The organism is Brevibacterium sp. K72, from assembly GCF_050562175.1.
In the GTDB taxonomy this organism is placed as follows: domain Bacteria; phylum Actinomycetota; class Actinomycetes; order Actinomycetales; family Brevibacteriaceae; genus Brevibacterium; species Brevibacterium casei.
In genome coordinates this window covers 2,909,837-2,923,848 of record NZ_CP191582.1, presented here as the reverse complement: position 1 = coordinate 2,923,848, position 14,012 = coordinate 2,909,837, and the positions used below count along the sequence as shown (strand labels likewise).

The 14,012-nt window shown below is 69.8% G+C and carries 13 protein-coding genes; 8 read left to right on the top strand and 5 right to left on the bottom strand.

What is annotated here, in order from left to right; translation table 11 throughout:
- Positions 1 to 3 precede the first annotated feature (3 nt).
- Both secA2 and ACQ1RG_RS13205 read right to left on the bottom strand, forming a co-directional pair.
- Positions 4 to 2,265: an accessory Sec system translocase SecA2 gene (gene secA2 / locus ACQ1RG_RS13210; protein ID WP_009375788.1), complete on the bottom strand. Its 2,262-nt coding sequence runs from the start codon at positions 2,263 to 2,265 to the stop codon at positions 4 to 6.
- 1 nt (position 2,266) lies between these two features.
- The gene (locus ACQ1RG_RS13205) at positions 2,267 to 3,985 is read right to left on the bottom strand and encodes a 5'-3' exonuclease H3TH domain-containing protein (RefSeq protein ID WP_231882277.1); all 1,719 of its coding nucleotides are present in this window, start codon (positions 3,983 to 3,985) and stop codon (positions 2,267 to 2,269) included.
- Positions 3,986 to 4,062: 77 nt separating this feature from the next.
- Between ACQ1RG_RS13205 and ACQ1RG_RS13200 the strand changes: the two genes are divergently transcribed.
- Together ACQ1RG_RS13200 and ACQ1RG_RS13195 are read left to right on the top strand one after the other, a co-directional pair.
- A complete protein-coding gene (locus tag ACQ1RG_RS13200; protein ID WP_009375785.1) occupies positions 4,063 to 4,977 on the top strand; it encodes a metal-dependent hydrolase in 915 nt (304 codons plus the stop codon).
- Between the two features lie 321 nt (positions 4,978 to 5,298).
- The gene (locus ACQ1RG_RS13195; RefSeq protein WP_009375783.1) at positions 5,299 to 6,051 is read left to right on the top strand and encodes a polyprenol monophosphomannose synthase; all 753 of its coding nucleotides are present in this window, start codon (positions 5,299 to 5,301) and stop codon (positions 6,049 to 6,051) included.
- An 87-nt stretch (positions 6,052 to 6,138) separates the two neighbouring features.
- Here ACQ1RG_RS13195 and ACQ1RG_RS13190 read toward each other — a convergent pair whose 3' ends face one another.
- A complete protein-coding gene (locus ACQ1RG_RS13190) occupies positions 6,139 to 6,480 on the bottom strand; it encodes an RNA polymerase-binding protein RbpA (protein WP_009375781.1) in 342 nt (113 codons plus the stop codon).
- A 48-nt stretch (positions 6,481 to 6,528) separates the two neighbouring features.
- Positions 6,529 to 7,308, bottom strand: coding sequence for a glycerophosphodiester phosphodiesterase family protein (locus ACQ1RG_RS13185; protein ID WP_009375777.1), 780 nt, complete (start codon positions 7,306 to 7,308; stop codon positions 6,529 to 6,531).
- A 55-nt stretch (positions 7,309 to 7,363) separates the two neighbouring features.
- Here ACQ1RG_RS13185 and ACQ1RG_RS13180 point away from each other — a divergent pair, with 55 nt between their 5' ends.
- Together ACQ1RG_RS13180 and ACQ1RG_RS13175 are read left to right on the top strand one after the other, a co-directional pair.
- Positions 7,364 to 7,705: a hypothetical protein gene (locus ACQ1RG_RS13180; protein WP_009375772.1), complete on the top strand. Its 342-nt coding sequence runs from the start codon at positions 7,364 to 7,366 to the stop codon at positions 7,703 to 7,705.
- A gap of 136 nt (positions 7,706 to 7,841) precedes the next feature.
- Positions 7,842 to 8,606: a septal ring lytic transglycosylase RlpA family protein gene (locus ACQ1RG_RS13175; protein ID WP_009375770.1), complete on the top strand. Its 765-nt coding sequence runs from the start codon at positions 7,842 to 7,844 to the stop codon at positions 8,604 to 8,606.
- A 24-nt stretch (positions 8,607 to 8,630) separates the two neighbouring features.
- Here the strand turns inward: ACQ1RG_RS13175 and ACQ1RG_RS13170 are convergent, their stop codons facing one another.
- Positions 8,631 to 9,581 (bottom strand): helix-turn-helix transcriptional regulator, encoded by a 951-nt coding sequence (locus ACQ1RG_RS13170; protein WP_009375768.1) that lies wholly within the window; start codon positions 9,579 to 9,581, stop codon positions 8,631 to 8,633.
- 63 nt (positions 9,582 to 9,644) lie between these two features.
- Between ACQ1RG_RS13170 and ACQ1RG_RS13165 the strand changes: the two genes are divergently transcribed.
- From ACQ1RG_RS13165 to ACQ1RG_RS13150, 4 genes are all read left to right on the top strand, one after another.
- Positions 9,645 to 10,580, top strand: a complete 936-nt coding sequence (locus tag ACQ1RG_RS13165) for an SDR family oxidoreductase (protein ID WP_009375767.1) — start codon at positions 9,645 to 9,647, stop codon at positions 10,578 to 10,580.
- Positions 10,581 to 10,691: 111 nt separating this feature from the next.
- Positions 10,692 to 12,053 (top strand): flavin monoamine oxidase family protein, encoded by a 1,362-nt coding sequence (locus ACQ1RG_RS13160; RefSeq protein WP_009375765.1) that lies wholly within the window; start codon positions 10,692 to 10,694, stop codon positions 12,051 to 12,053.
- A gap of 8 nt (positions 12,054 to 12,061) precedes the next feature.
- Positions 12,062 to 13,594, top strand: coding sequence for an APC family permease (locus tag ACQ1RG_RS13155; protein ID WP_009375763.1), 1,533 nt, complete (start codon positions 12,062 to 12,064; stop codon positions 13,592 to 13,594).
- Complete coding sequence (locus ACQ1RG_RS13150; RefSeq protein ID WP_009375762.1) at positions 13,591 to 14,001, top strand: helix-turn-helix transcriptional regulator; 411 nt, start codon at positions 13,591 to 13,593, stop codon at positions 13,999 to 14,001. Before ACQ1RG_RS13155 ends, ACQ1RG_RS13150 begins: the two co-directional genes overlap by 4 nt.
- Positions 14,002 to 14,012 lie beyond the last annotated feature (11 nt).

The following is a 14,012-nucleotide window of genomic DNA, read 5'->3' as shown; positions in this document are numbered from 1 at the left end:
GCGCTACCGGCGGATCCGTTTGACGATGTTCTCGATGTCTGAGCCGAACGCGTTCTCCGTCGTGAGATAGGTCCACGTCGACGAGGGGCGCTTGAGCCCGTGCGAGGCGAGGTCGATGCCCTCGTCGGTGAACTCCGCCTCCTCGACGGTGCTCACGGAGTCGTCGAGGACATCGGACCAGAACGAGGAGAAGACCCGGATCGACTCCGTGTTGAAGGCCTCGTGGGGCTTCTCCTTCGCGAATGTGCGCAGGTGGATGCCCTCGCGCAGATCGTTGAGGAACGCGAGGTGGTCGACCCAGCGGGCGTCGAGGTGGAAGAGGAGGACCGCGCGAAGGCTCTCGTCGACGACCTCCTCCGAGTGCTTCTCTGCGAGTTCCGTCGCCCTCTCGCCGAGGCGGTCCTTGAGTTCGTCGATCGCCTCATCCTCGGTGCGCAGCTCGCGCCGACGGGCGAGGACGAGTTCGCGCTGCTTGGCCATGAGCTCGTTGAACCGCCACGTGTCACGGTGCAGAGCGGTGTTCTGGCCCTCGGCGATGCGCTGGGCGTGCTCGACGAGGGTGAGCGCGCGCTTCGAGTCGATCCGACCGGTCTCGTCGCCTTCGGAGACGAACCGTTGGATCTCGGGCACCCTGGTGAGCATCTCGTCCTCGAGGCTGGTGAAGAACACCGAGGTGCCGGGATCACCCTGTCGCCCGGCGCGTCCGCGCAGCTGATCGTCGAGGCGGGAGGACAGGTAGCGTCCGGCGCCGATGACGAGCAGCCCGCCGCCTTCGGCGACGGAGTCGTCGGCGAGCCTGATGTCGGTGCCGCGGCCGGCCATCTGCGTCGAGACGGTGACGGCTCCCGGGCGTCCGGCGGCACCGATGATCTCGGCCTCGGCGGAGTCGTCCTTCGCGTTGAGGACGGCGACGTCGATGCCGCGCTCGACCAGTCGCTGCGCCAGCGACTCGCTCTCGGCGACCGAGGAGGTGCCGATGAGGACCGGACGGTCGTTCGCGTGGTTCTCGACGACCTCCTCGACGATCGCCCGCTCCTTCGACTCCTGGTACGTGTAGAGCCGGTCGGGTTCGTCCTCGCGGACGACGGGCAGGTGGGTGTCGACGGGGACGATCTCCAAGGAGTAGAACTCGCGGAGGTCGTCGCCGACCGCAAGCGCCGTGCCCGTCATCCCGCAGACGGTCTCGTAGCCGTGGATGAGCTCCTCGACGGTCATCTGGTCGAGGATCTCCCCGCTCTCGGTCGTCTCGAGCTTCTCCTTCGCCTCGACGGCGGCCTGGAGCCCGTCGGGCCAACGCTGGAGTTCGGCGACGCGGCCGCGGGAGGAGGAGATGAGCTTGATCCGCCCATCGACGACGAGATAGTCGATGTCGCGCTTGACCAGGGCCTTCGCGTAGAGGGCGAGGTTGACGGCGGCGAGGTCGGCGGCGCCGTCGCCGAAGAGCTCGACGCCGAGCTCGTCCTCGACCCGGGTGACGCCGGCATCGGTGAGGGAGACGGCGCGGCGGTCGGGGCTGATCTCGTAGTCGGTGCCAGGGATGAGGGTCTCGACGAGGGCGGCGATGCGCTCATCACCGTCCTCGATGGACGAGGACCCGGCGAGGACGAGAGGCACGCGGGCTTCGTCGATGAGCACGGAGTCGGCCTCGTCGACGATGACGACATCGCGTTCGGCGACCCGGATGTCCTCGTCGTCGAGGACGAAGCGGTCGCGGAGGACGTCGAAGCCGACCTCGGTGACGGAGGCGTAGAGGACCTCCGACCGGTAGGCTTCGCGCCGGTCGTCGTCGTCGAGGGCGGCCGAGATCGCGGCCGAGGAGACGCCGAGGAGATCGAAGACCGGCTGCATCCACGTCCGGTCGCGGACGGCGAGGTAGTCGTTGACGCTGACGACGTGGACCCGGCGGCCCTGGAGCGCATATCCGGCCGCGGCGAGCGCACCGACGAGCGTCTTGCCCTCACCGGTGGCCATCTGGACGATGTGCCCCTGGAGGAGTCCGATGAGTCCGACGAGCTGCGTGTCGTAGGCGCGTTCGCCCAGGGTGCGCTCGGCGGCCTCCCTCGCGAGGGCCGCATAACGGACGAGGGTCTCGCGGGCGGTGCCGGAGGCGAACACCTCACTGGCGGCGTCGGTCAGCTCGGCATCGCTGAGATCGGCGAATTCGGCGGCTGCCGCATCGAGGTCGGTGGTCGCCTTCTCGAACCATCCTGTGGCCTTGTCGGCCTGGGCACCGGGCCGGTTGAGCAAACGGGAGAAGAGTCCCAAGTCATCGTCCTTCTGATCGGTCTGGTCGCGTCTCGATTCTAGCCTCGTCGGCGATGGGCCATGATCCGTCGACGACTGCGTCGGCGTTGCCCTTCCGGCGGAGGAAGGCCTGGAGGTCAGCGGCCTGAGCGCGCTTCCACTCGCCCTGCGCCGCCATGATCTCCTGTGGGGTGTACGCGGCGATTTCCGTGGACTTCGAAGCCAACGCTCGGGCGATGTCCAGGGCCGCTCGGGCATCGGCGGCGGCGTCGTGGGCGTCGAGGAGGGAGACGTCCCACGCCTCGGCGGTGGCCGTGAGCGTGCGCTTGCCCCGGCGGTAGCGGTCGACGCGGCGGTCGAGGACGAAGGTGTCGACGATCGCCGGGAGCAGGGAGCGCAGGTCGAGGTCGGGACGGTGCCTGCGGACCTCGGCATCGAGGACGCTGAGGTCGTAGACGATGTTGTGGCCGACGACGACGGCGCCCTCGTCCCGGAGGCCCGTGAGCTCCGTGCACAGAGCGGTGACGACCTCGACCGCGGGCATGCCGTTGGCCTGTGCGTACTCGGTGGTGATGCCGTGGACGGCGCGCGCGGCCTCGGGGATCTCGACGCCGGGGTCCGCGAGCCACATCTCCACCCGGTCGGGGTCCTCGACGAAGGCCGCGGTGACGATGCGCGCGGTGTCGGGGTCGACCCCGGTCGTCTCGAGGTCGAAGCCGACGAGCCGGGCGTGCGGCCACGCGACGCCGGCCTCGGATCTCGGTGCGGGTCGGACCGGCTGCGCCGCGGCGACCCCCGGGCCCGCCTGTGCGTCGGTGGGCGGGGCGTCGGCGAGACCGCGCAGGGCGGTGGCGAGGTTGTCGACGGAGCGGGCGATGTTCTGCCCGGCTGCCGCGGCCTCGAGGGCCTGGGCATCGAAGATCAGGGGGAGGACATCGAGGTCGATGCCGTGGTCGACATCGGTGAGACAGGTCATCACCTCGACGGTGCGGGCGAGCATCTCCTCGGACTCGACGATCGTCGTCGCCCGCTTCACACTCAGCCCGCCGGTCTTCACCCCCGCCTTCGCGGCGGAGACGATGCCCGCGAGCGACCCGAAGCTCGTGAGCAGGGTCGCGGCTGTCTTCTCCCCGATGCCGGCGGCGCCGGGAAGGCCGTCGGAGGGATCCCCGCGCAGGGCGGCGAGCTCCCGGTAGCGAATGCCCGAGTCGACACCGTAGAGGCCGGGCAGGTCGGCGGCGGTGATCGCCTCCCATTCCCCTCCCTTGCGGGGCCGGAGCACGCTGACGTCGCGGTCTGTGTCGAGGAGGGCGAGGAGGTCGCGGTCGGGGGAGACGATGACGACGGGGGTGGCCGACTGTGCGGCGATCGTCGCGATGACGTCGTCGGCCTCCGTCCCGTCCACCTCGGCGATGGGGATGCCGGCGGCGGCGAGGACACGGCGCATGATGGGAAGCTGGGCGTCGAGTTCGGGCGGGATCTCCGTCCCCGCAGCCTCGTCCTTGATCCTCGCGGCCTTGTACTCGGGCATGATCGCGGTGCGGAAGGCCGGACGCCAGTCCGCGTCCATCGCCGCGACGACCCGGGCGGAGGAGAAGCGGCGGATCATCTGGGCGACCGTGTCGACGACGCCGCGGATCGCGTTGACCGGCTGCCCCTCGTCGTTGACGATCGAATCCGGCACCGAGTAGAAGGCGCGGTAGTACAGGGCTGGGGTGTCGACGAGTACCAAAGGCTTCACAGCCCTGACCCTACCCGACGCCCCTGACGCCGATGCCCGCAGCGGTGGACGGCAGGTGTAGCCTGGCGGCTGTGAATATGTACTACGGCGGAGACGTCTACAGCAGCGTCGACCCCTTCGCGACCGCCCTCGGCAGCGCGGACGGGACAGTGAACTTCATCGGCTCGGACGAGGCGGCCCTTGCCCTCGACCCGGAGGCGGAGAACCTCGACGGGGACTTCCTCGCCCCGGGGTTCGTCCATGCCGGTCTCATCCTCGGGCCCGACTCGCCCACGGCGACGGCGCTGCGTGATCGCGGCATCGCCCACGTCCACGTCCTCGGCCCCTCGTCCGCCATCCGGGACTTCGTCGCCGACGCACCCGAGGACCTGCGCATCGTCGCCTATCCCGACCTCGCGGCGGGCACCGAGCGGGCGTGGCTGCCCGCGGCCGCCCTCGCCGAGCTCGAGACGCTCCCCGAGACCTCCCTCTACCTCGCCGTCGCCTCGAGCACCGAGCTCGACGCCGTCCTCGCCCGCCTCGGAGAGCATCCGGCGCACGCGCAGCGATTCGGCTATCGGCTCCTCCTCGACTTCGCCGTCCCGGAGTCCCACGTCGAGGCGCTCGGACGCTCCGGGATCGCGATCACCCTCGACCCCAGCCTCGACCAGCCGCTCGCCCCGCTGCTCGCCGCCGGCGCCCAGGTCTCCCTCGTCCTCGCCGACGACTCTCCCTGGGCGGGAGTCCGCTCGGCCGTCCTCGGCACCCACGGCATCGGCGCGCGCGCCGCATTCAACGCCGCCACCCGCTTCGCCCATCGCGCGGCGGGCAACCCCGAAGGGGGAGTGCTGCGTCCCGGTGCCGCCGCCGACTTCGGTCGCTGGCGGGTCGAGCGGCTCGTCGTCCAGGTCGCCGATCCGCGCGTGGCCGCGTGGAGCACCGACCCGCGCTCGGGCACCCCGGGTCTGCCGGAGCTCGCCGCGGACGTCCCCCTCCCCACCCGGATCGGCTGAGCGCGACCGGACCTGCCGCGTGACTGAGATCGCTCTGCGGGCCCGAGAGCAATCCGACACGCCGAGGCGCAGAGGAATTTCTTCCCGCCGAACCTGGCCCTCACCTGGGAAGTTGATCAAAACCGCAGGTCAGAGGGATTTTGCTGGGGCGGTCGGAGCCATTAGATTCGACGATGACATTCCACCGGTCGTGGAGTGGAGCCGACGCTCCCGTCATTAGATAACTCGGTGCACTGCGCTGCTGTGACTGCACGCACACCGTGGTCCGAAGGCGGGGGTGTCGGCTCATTGTTTCGCCCCTGCGGGCGTAGGGTGGGGCGGGTGGTCTCAGAAATCCTCGTGGTCATCCCCACCTACAACGAACGCCTCGCCCTACCGGTCACCCTCGCCGGGCTCTTCGAGCACCAGCCCGAGGTCGACGTCCTCATCGTCGATGACGGATCCCCCGACGGAACGGGGGAGTGGGCCGACGAACTCGCAGCGGTCGACCCACGCGTCAACGTCCTCCACCGCAGCGAGAAGGCCGGTCTCGGCATGGCCTACATCGCCGGCTTCGCGTGGGCACTCGAGCGTGACTACGCGATCATCTGCGAGTTCGACGCCGACGGCTCCCATCGCCCCCTCGACCTCGGCCAGCTGCTTGCTCCGGCGCTCGCGGACGAGGCCGACCTCGTCATCGGCTCCCGCTGGGTCCGCGGCGGCGAGATCGTCGACTGGCCGTACTCGCGCTTCCTCCTCTCACGCGGCGCCAACCTCTACGTCGACGCGGCGATGGGGCTCGGCGTCCGCGACGCCACGGCCGGATTCCGGGCCTACCGGCGGGCCGTGCTCGAGGCCCTCGACCTCACCGGGGTGCAGTCGCAGGGGTACTGCTTCCAGATCGACATGACCGGACGCACCGTCGACGCCGGCTTCCGCGTCCTCGAGGTCCCCATCGTCTTCGTCGAACGCGAACTCGGGGAGTCGAAGATGAGCTCCTCGATCATCTCCGAGGCCTTCACCAAGGTCGCCGGTTGGGGTCTGGCCCGGCGCGGTCGTCAGCTGCGGCAGATGCTCTCGGGCCGCCGCAGCTGACCCGTATCCGTGCGGACATGACAGAGGAGGTGTCGGTCGACGGACCGACACCCCCTCATCCGAGCGTCCTGCTCGGTGTGTGCTGTCTCAGCTCTGGGCGGGAACCTCGCCGCGGCGGATCGCCAGGCGCTCATCGAGGAGGACCTGGAGTTCGTCGAACGAGCGGCGCTCGAGGAGCATGTCCCAGTGCGAGCGCACATGCTTCTCGGGTTCGCCGTCGGGCTCGTTGACGCCGACTCGCACGCCGATGCCGTGGATGCCCGAATCCCACGTCGAGGGCACTTCCGCCTCGATGGAGAACGGAACCTTGAAGCGGGTGCCGTCCTCGCACTCGAATTCGACCATCTGCCGGGGCGCGGGCTCGACACCCTCCTCCGACTCGAGGCTGCGCGAGCCCAACTGCGTACCGCGGAGACTGCGTTCGCTCATCTCTCTTCCCTTCGACTCGACTGCAGGCGACCGTACAAAGGCAACAGTCTACCGTCTCCGGCTATTCCCCTCCGACGCCGGGTCGGCGACCCCCGAGGCGAGTGTGCGCTGGGCGAGGAGCACCTCGTCGGTGACGATCCCATCGACGCCGAGGCGGGCGAGCGTGAGCATGTCCGCAGGGTCGTCGATCGTCCAGACATGGACGACGAGTCCGACCCGGTGGGCGCGGGCGACGAAGTCCTCGGTGACGACGGGCAGACCCTTCCAGCGCATCGGCACCTGGAGTGCGTCGAGACCCGGGGGCAGACCGAGGAGTCCCTGCGCGGGCAGACAGGGCAGCGCCCCGAGGGCGAAGCGGGCGGTCTCACCCGTCCCGGCCGAGGTGCGCACTCCCGGCAGCGCCTCCCGCAGCCGGGTCAGGGTCGCGTCGGAGAACGAGGCGAGGCGCAGCCGGTCCTCGGCATGCCGGGTCCGGACGAAGCGGACCATCGGGCCGATCGAGTGTGGAGCTTTGACGTCGATGTTCCACTCCACGTCCGGCAGTGCGTCAAGGAGGTCGCTAAGGCGGGGGAGTCGGCCCCCGTGGAGAAGATCGATGCGGTCGACCTCCGACGCGGGAAGGTCCCGGATGAGATGCGGGACTCCGGCGATCCGGTCGAGGTCTGCGTCGTGGGCGGCGAAGAGGACGCCGTCGGCCGAGGCGTGGACATCGGTCTCCATCCAGTGCACACCGGCCCGAGCCGAGGCCGCGAAGGCGGGCAGCGTGTTCTCGCTCGTCTCCGGCCAGCGCCCGCCCCGATGCGCAATGACCTCCGGCTGGGAATTCATACCCCAATCCTAGGCGCCTGTTGAAATCCGCCCCGGGGTCGACAACGATGGAGGCATGAGCCGAGCAGAAGATCCCATCGAACCCGACTTCGTCATCGATTCGACCAAGCGCACCCCGACCCAGCGGGCCCGTTCCGTCGCCGAGCGCGCGTACGGCGCAGCGAGCAGCGGGGTGCGCAACGTCCGCGACGCCGCGAAGGGATCCCGCCTCATCGAGGCAACCGAGTCGGGAGTGAACAGGGCACTCGGCAACGTGTCCCACGCGATCGATGACGCAGTGCGCAGCGGCAAGGTCGAACGCGCCTTCGACAGGGCGCAGGAGACCGTGACCAACGGTGCCAACGGCGTCCGCCGCCTCGTCGTCCGCGCCTCCCAGCGCCGCGGCGACCGCGGGTGATCGTTCGGCGGTCAGCCGCGCGCCGCGTTGAAAATGTAACAGTTCGTTAACTAGACTGTCCTTCGGTAACGATCCGATAACCATCGGGCACAGTCAGCGTCTGTCTGGGTGCCCGCATTCACCCGAAGGACGGACAGTGGGCAAACACTCCTCGCCGACGACGAAGGGCTCATTCCTCTCCGCACTCGCGCCGCGGAAGCGGCGCAGCGGACGCCACACCCCGGAGTCGGCCGGGGGAGTGCTGGCAGCGGTCCGGTCCCGCCCTGTCCTCTCGGCGTTCGTCGTCCCCGCAGCGGCGACCGCCGCCGTCGTCGGTTCGACGTTCGCCATGGTTCCCGGTGCCGCCCAGGACTCCTCGCGTGTCGTCGCGCAGAGTCCCGTCGTCGTCGAGGCTCCCGCCGCCCCCGCTGCCGATGAGGCCCTGCAGAAGGCCGAGGAACAGGCGAAGGAGAAGCCGGGCAAGGTCTCGCTCGAGGTGAAGACCCAGGCACCCAAGACCGCGCCCGCGAAGGCCGAGTCCTCGTCGTCGACGTCATCGAAGGCGAAGAGCGGGGGGGAGGCATCCGGGGGATCCGGCGCCAAGGCCTCGGGCAGCTCGTCCGGCGGCCAGTCGGGATCGTGCCCGATGTCCTACTACGGCGGGGGCGACGGCACCGACGGCAACCCCACCGCCAGCGGGGAACCCTTCGACGCGAGCAAGCTCACCGCCGCCCACAAGAGCCTTCCGCTGGGGACGAAGGTCAAGGTGACGAACACGGCCAACGGCAAGTCCGTGACCGTGCGCATCAACGATCGCGGACCCTACTCGGGCTCGCGCTGCATCGACCTCTCGAAGGCCGCCATGCAGGCCGTCGGCGGCATCAGCGCCGGCGAGATCCAGGGGAGCTGGACCGTCCTCTGAACCCCGGCCCGTCCCGGAGCCCCCTCAGCGCCCGTTGCGCCGCACGAGGTCGCGAGCCCTGCTCGCGACCTCGTCGCGTATCCCCGGCGGGGAGACGACCGTGACCCCGGGCACCGTGAGCAGCTGGGAGACGGCGATCTCAGCGGATTCGAGGAGGATGTCGACCTCGCACTCGTCGCCGTCGGCGACCGGTTGCGCCGAGGCGATCGCTTCTGCGGTCAGCGGCCCGGGAACGGCGCGGAGGAGATCGGGCAGGGCCGCCTCGGCGAGGCGGAGACGGACCGGAGTCGTGCGGATGGCCCGGTCGAAGCCCCGCTTCGCCTTCTCCCAGAACGCGCCGAGGTCGAAGTCCGCAGGCCCGCGCACCGCCGTCCACACGGGGTCGACGTCGGTGATCCGAGCGACCCGATACGTCCGCGGCGAGCCGCCCGGCGGCTGGGCCACGAGGTACCAGCGGCCGGCCTTGACCGCGAGGCCGAGGGGGATGAGGCACCGAACGACGGACTCACCGGAGCGGGTGTAGACGATGCGCACGCCACGCCGGGTGCGCAGCGCCGTGACGAGCGGCTCGAGGGCGCGAAGGTCCTCCTTCTCGGTGAACCAGTCGGGGCCGTCGACGACGACGGTGCGAGAGAAGTCCGCGTCGCCGGTCTCGGCTGCGAGGATCTTCGCCCGGGCCGTCGCCAGCTCACGGGAGAGGCCGAGGTCGGTTGCGGCGAGCGACCCGAGGAGGACGGACTCGAGTTCGGCGCGGGTGAGACCCGACAGCGGGGAGGTCCAGCCGTCGAGCAGGCTGATGCCCCCGCCGGGGCCGGATTCGGCGACGACGGGCACCCCCATCGCCGAGAGCTCCCGAAGGTCCCGGTAGATCGTGCGTTCGGTGACCTCGAGGCGGCGCGCGAGCTCGCGTGCCGACAGCGGCGTCGAGCGGGCGGAGAGGAGGACGATCTCGGAGACGAGTCGGGCAGCCTTCACCTTGGCAAGAATAGTCGCAGTCGCTGACAGAAGATGTCAGGGAAAGGCGTCCAGACTGGTCGCATGACTGATGAGACGAGACCACTGAGCGGACGGACCGCGGTCGTCGCCGGGGCCACCCGCGGGGCGGGACGGGCGATCGCCCGGGAACTCGGCGCAGCCGGAGCCTTCGTGTGGTGCACGGGGCGCTCGAGCACCGATGCACCCTCGGACTACGGGCGCCCCGAGACGATCGAGGGCACGCTCGAGCTCGTCCGGGCCGAGGGCGGCGACGGGGAAGCCGTCGTCTGCGACCACCTCGTCGCCGACGACGTCGCGGAACTGGCCGAGCGGATCGGTGCGCGCAGCGAGCACCTCGACATCCTCGTGGGCGACATCGGGGGAGAGGCCTACGTCTCCTGGGGTGAGCCGTTCTGGCGCGCGGACGCGGTCAGGGGCATGCGACTCGTCGAGACCGGACTCATCAGCCATCTGAGGACGGCCCGCGCGCTGCTGCCGCTGCTCACCGCGCGACCCGGCGGACTCCACGTCGAGATCACCGACGGGACGAGCGAGTACAACGCGACGCACTATCGGGAGTCGGTGTGGCTCGATGTGACGAAGACGGCGATCAGCCGCCTCGCCTTCGGCCTCTCCCACGACCTCGCCGGCGCCGAGGCGACGGCCGTGGCGCTCACCCCCGGATGGCTGCGCTCGGAGATGATGCTCGAGGGCTTCTCGACGACCGAGGAGACCTGGCTTTCCGACGCCCTCGACCCGGACCGCAGCGTTCCGCCTGCCGACTTCGCCGTCTCCGAGACCCCGCACATGCTCGGGAGGGGCATCGCCGCGCTGGCCGCCGACCCTGACCGGCACCGCTTCACCGGGCGGACCCTGTCGAGCTTCGACCTCGCGACGACCTACGGACTCACCGACCTGGACGGCTCCCGCCCCGACGCCTGGGGCTTCCTCAAGGCCAAGGACGCCGACCCCGACGCCGATCCGCTGGCGTTCCGGTGAGCGCGCGTTCCGCGTCGGCGAGACGGTCCTTCCCAAGGAACCGGCCCGTGGCTACCCTGAGTGCTACGCGCGCAGACGCGCGTGCCGCAGCGAAGGTCACGGGGGAGTGCCATGGAGAGAGTCGACGTCGTCATCGTCGGAGCGGGACCGACAGGGCTGACCGCCGCGAGGACGCTCACCGCAGTCGGCCGCTCGGTCGTCGTCCTCGAAGCCCGCGACCGGGTGGGAGGGAGGACCTGGACGGACCGCATCGACGGGCAGATGTTCGAGATCGGCGGCCAGTGGATCTCACCCGACCAGACCGCGATCCTCGACCTCGTCGACGAACTCGGGCTGAGCACCTTCCCCCGGCACCGCGACGGCGATCGGGTCTTCCTCGCCCCCGACGGCACCCGCACCGTCTACTCCGGTGACGCGTTCCCCGTCCCCGAGCGCAGGCAGTCGGAGATGGACCGCCTCATCGGCATCCTCGACGACCTCGCCGCGCGCATCGGGGCAGAGCGTCCCTGGGATGCCGAGGACGCGAAGGAGCTCGACTCGATCTCCTTCCACCACTGGCTGCGCGAGCAGTCGGCCGACGAACTCGCGTGCGAGAACATCGGCATGTTCGTCGCCGGAGGCATGCTCACGAAACCCGACACAGCGTTCTCGACGCTCCAGGCCGTGCTCATGGCCGCCTCGGCGGGATCGTTCTCCAACCTCGTCGACGACCACTTCATCCTCGACCGCCGCGTCATCGGCGGCATGCAGCAGGTCTCCGAACTCATGGCCGCCGACCTCGGGGACACGGTGGTGCGGCTGAACAGCCCCGTGCGCACGATCGACTGGTCCGGTGACCCAGTCGTCGTGAGCACCGACGACGCGCAGTTCGCGGGCACCGACGTCATCGTCGCCGTGCCCCCGAACCTCTACTCGCGGATCACCTACGTCCCCCACCTGCCGCGCCTCCAGCAGGTCTTCCACCAGCACCAGTCGATGGGGCTGGTCATCAAGGTCCATGCGACCTACCCGCGGCCCTTCTGGCGCGATGCGGGACTCTCGGGCACCGGCTTCGGCGTCGGGCATCTCGTCCAGGAGGTCTACGACAACACGAACCACGGGGAGGAGCAGGGCACCCTCGTCGGGTTCATCTCCGACGTCAACGCCGACGCGATGTGGGCCTTGGACGAGGAGGACCGCAAGCGCACCATCCTCGAGGCGATCGCCGACTTCCTCGGACCCGAAGCCCTCGACCCCATCGTCTTCCACCTCTCGGACTTCGGCGCCGAGGAATGGACGCGCGGGGCGTACGCGACGAGCTACGACCTCGGCGGGCTCCACCGGTGGGGCCGGTATCAGAACGACCCGGTCGGACCGATCCGGTTCGCCAGCTCCGACATCGCCGGCCGCGGCTACCAGCACGTCGACGGGGCGGTGCGCATCGGACGGGCCACCGCTGAGACGATTCTCTCCTCCGGGCACCGATCTGATTAGATGAGCGAATGACCTCGGCAACACCCGCACCGGACCGCCCCATCGAGACCGACTCCGGACTGAGCGCGAAGGGGCTCTCAGCAGGAAAGGTCGGCGCGATCGGCGGAGCGATCATCGGCATCGCCTGCATCGCCCCCGCATACACCCTGACCTCCGGGCTCGGCCCGACGATCTCGGAGGTCGGCGTCCACACCCCGGCGATCCTCCTCATCGGCTTCGTCCCCATGCTCCTCGTCGTCTTCGGCTACCGCGAGCTGAATACGGCCATGCCCGACTCGGGCACGACCTTCACGTGGGCCACACGGGCCTTCGGACCGTGGCTCGGATGGATGGGCGGCTGGGGCCTCATCGCCGCGACCGTCCTCGTGCTGTCCAACCTCGCCGCCGTCGGCGTCGACTTCCTCTTCATCCTGCTCAGCCAGATCTTCTCCGACCCGGCGATCGCCGACCTCACACGGGTGCTGTGGATCAACATCCCCATCACCGTGGCGCTCACCGCAGTCGCCGCGTGGATCTCCTACCGCGGCGTCGAAGCCACGGAGAAGGTCCAGGTGTGGCTGGTCGCCTTCCAGGTCCTCGCCCTCGGCTGGTTCGTCATCTCCGCGCTCGTCCACGTCGCCACCGGCACCGCCTACGACCCGACACCCGTTCAACTCGACTGGTTCAACCCCGTGGCCGCAGGCGACTTCTCGACGATCGCGGCTGCCGTGTCGCTCTCGATCTTCCTCTTCTGGGGTTGGGACACCGTCATCACGATGAACGAAGAGGCGAAGGACCCGGAGAAGACCCCGGGACGGGCGGCGATGCTCACGATCTTCGCGATCGTCATCATCTACCTCGCCTGCACGATCGCCGTGATCTCCTACGCCGGGGTCGGCACCGAGGGCCTCGGGGCGGGCAACCCGGAGAACCAGGAGTCGATCTTCGCGGCCCTGGCCGGACCGATCATGGGACCCTTCGCCATCATCGTCTCGATCGCCGTGCTCTCGTCCTCACTCGCCTCACTGCAGTCGACGATGGTCTCACCCTCGCGGACGATCCTCGCGATGGGCCACTACGGGGCCCTGCCGAAGCGCTACGGCAACGTCTCCCCGCGGTTCAAGTCCCCGTCGGTGGCGACGATCACCTCGGCGGCGGCCGCGATCATCTTCTACGTCGTCATGCGGCTGCTGTCGGAGAACGCGCTGTGGGACACGATCACCGCGCTGGGCCTCATGGTCTGCTTCTACTACGGGATCACGGGACTCGCGTGCACGTGGTACTTCCGGAAGTCCCTCTTCGTCTCAGCGCGCACGGTCTTCTTCCGCTTCCTCTTCCCGCTCATCGGCGGGGTCACCCTGCTCGTCATCTTCGTCCGCACCGCGATCGACTCCCTCGACCCCGCGTACGGCTCGGGGTCGTCGGTCTTCGGCATCGGCCTCGTCTTCGTCCTCGGGATCGGGGTGCTCCTCCTCGGCGTCGTCATCATGATCGTCCAGGCGATCCGGCATCCGGCGTTCTTCCGCGGGGAGACCCTCAAGCAGGGACTCCACGCCGAGTGAGCGGTGCCGATCCCGAGCTCGTGGCCCTGCGCCGGGTCCGGGACCGGATCGACCGCGAGTACGACCGTCCCCTCGACGTCCCCGGCCTCGCCGCGGGCGTCCACATGTCCGCCGGCCATCTCAGCCGCCGGTTCGCCGCCGCCTTCGGCGAACCCCCGTACTCCTACCTCATGACCAGGCGGATCGAGCGGGCGATGGCGCTCATCCACCGCGGTGACCTGAGCATCACCGAGATCTGCTTCGCCGTCGGCTTCTCCTCCCTGGGCACCTTCAGCACCCGGTTCCGCGAACTCGTCGGAGTCTCCCCGCGCGAGTACCGGGCGGCTGCCGCCCACGGCGCCCATGCGCTGCCGAGCATCGTCGTCAAGGCCGCGCTGCGACCGGTCAGGAATCGAGAAGTCCCGTGAGCACCCCCGCA

Coding starts and splice junctions, on each gene's coding strand:
- ACQ1RG_RS13200 (WP_009375785.1), top strand. CDS start 4,063: ATGTACTACGGCGGAGACGTCTACAGCAGCGTCGACCCCTTCGCGACC.
- ACQ1RG_RS13190 (WP_009375781.1), bottom strand. CDS start 6,480: ATGAGCGAACGCAGTCTCCGCGGTACGCAGTTGGGCTCGCGCAGCCTC.
- ACQ1RG_RS13185 (WP_009375777.1), bottom strand. CDS start 7,308: ATGAATTCCCAGCCGGAGGTCATTGCGCATCGGGGCGGGCGCTGGCCG.
- ACQ1RG_RS13180 (WP_009375772.1), top strand. CDS start 7,364: ATGAGCCGAGCAGAAGATCCCATCGAACCCGACTTCGTCATCGATTCG.
- ACQ1RG_RS13165 (WP_009375767.1), top strand. CDS start 9,645: ATGACTGATGAGACGAGACCACTGAGCGGACGGACCGCGGTCGTCGCC.
- ACQ1RG_RS13160 (WP_009375765.1), top strand. CDS start 10,692: ATGGAGAGAGTCGACGTCGTCATCGTCGGAGCGGGACCGACAGGGCTG.
- ACQ1RG_RS13155 (WP_009375763.1), top strand. CDS start 12,062: ATGACCTCGGCAACACCCGCACCGGACCGCCCCATCGAGACCGACTCC.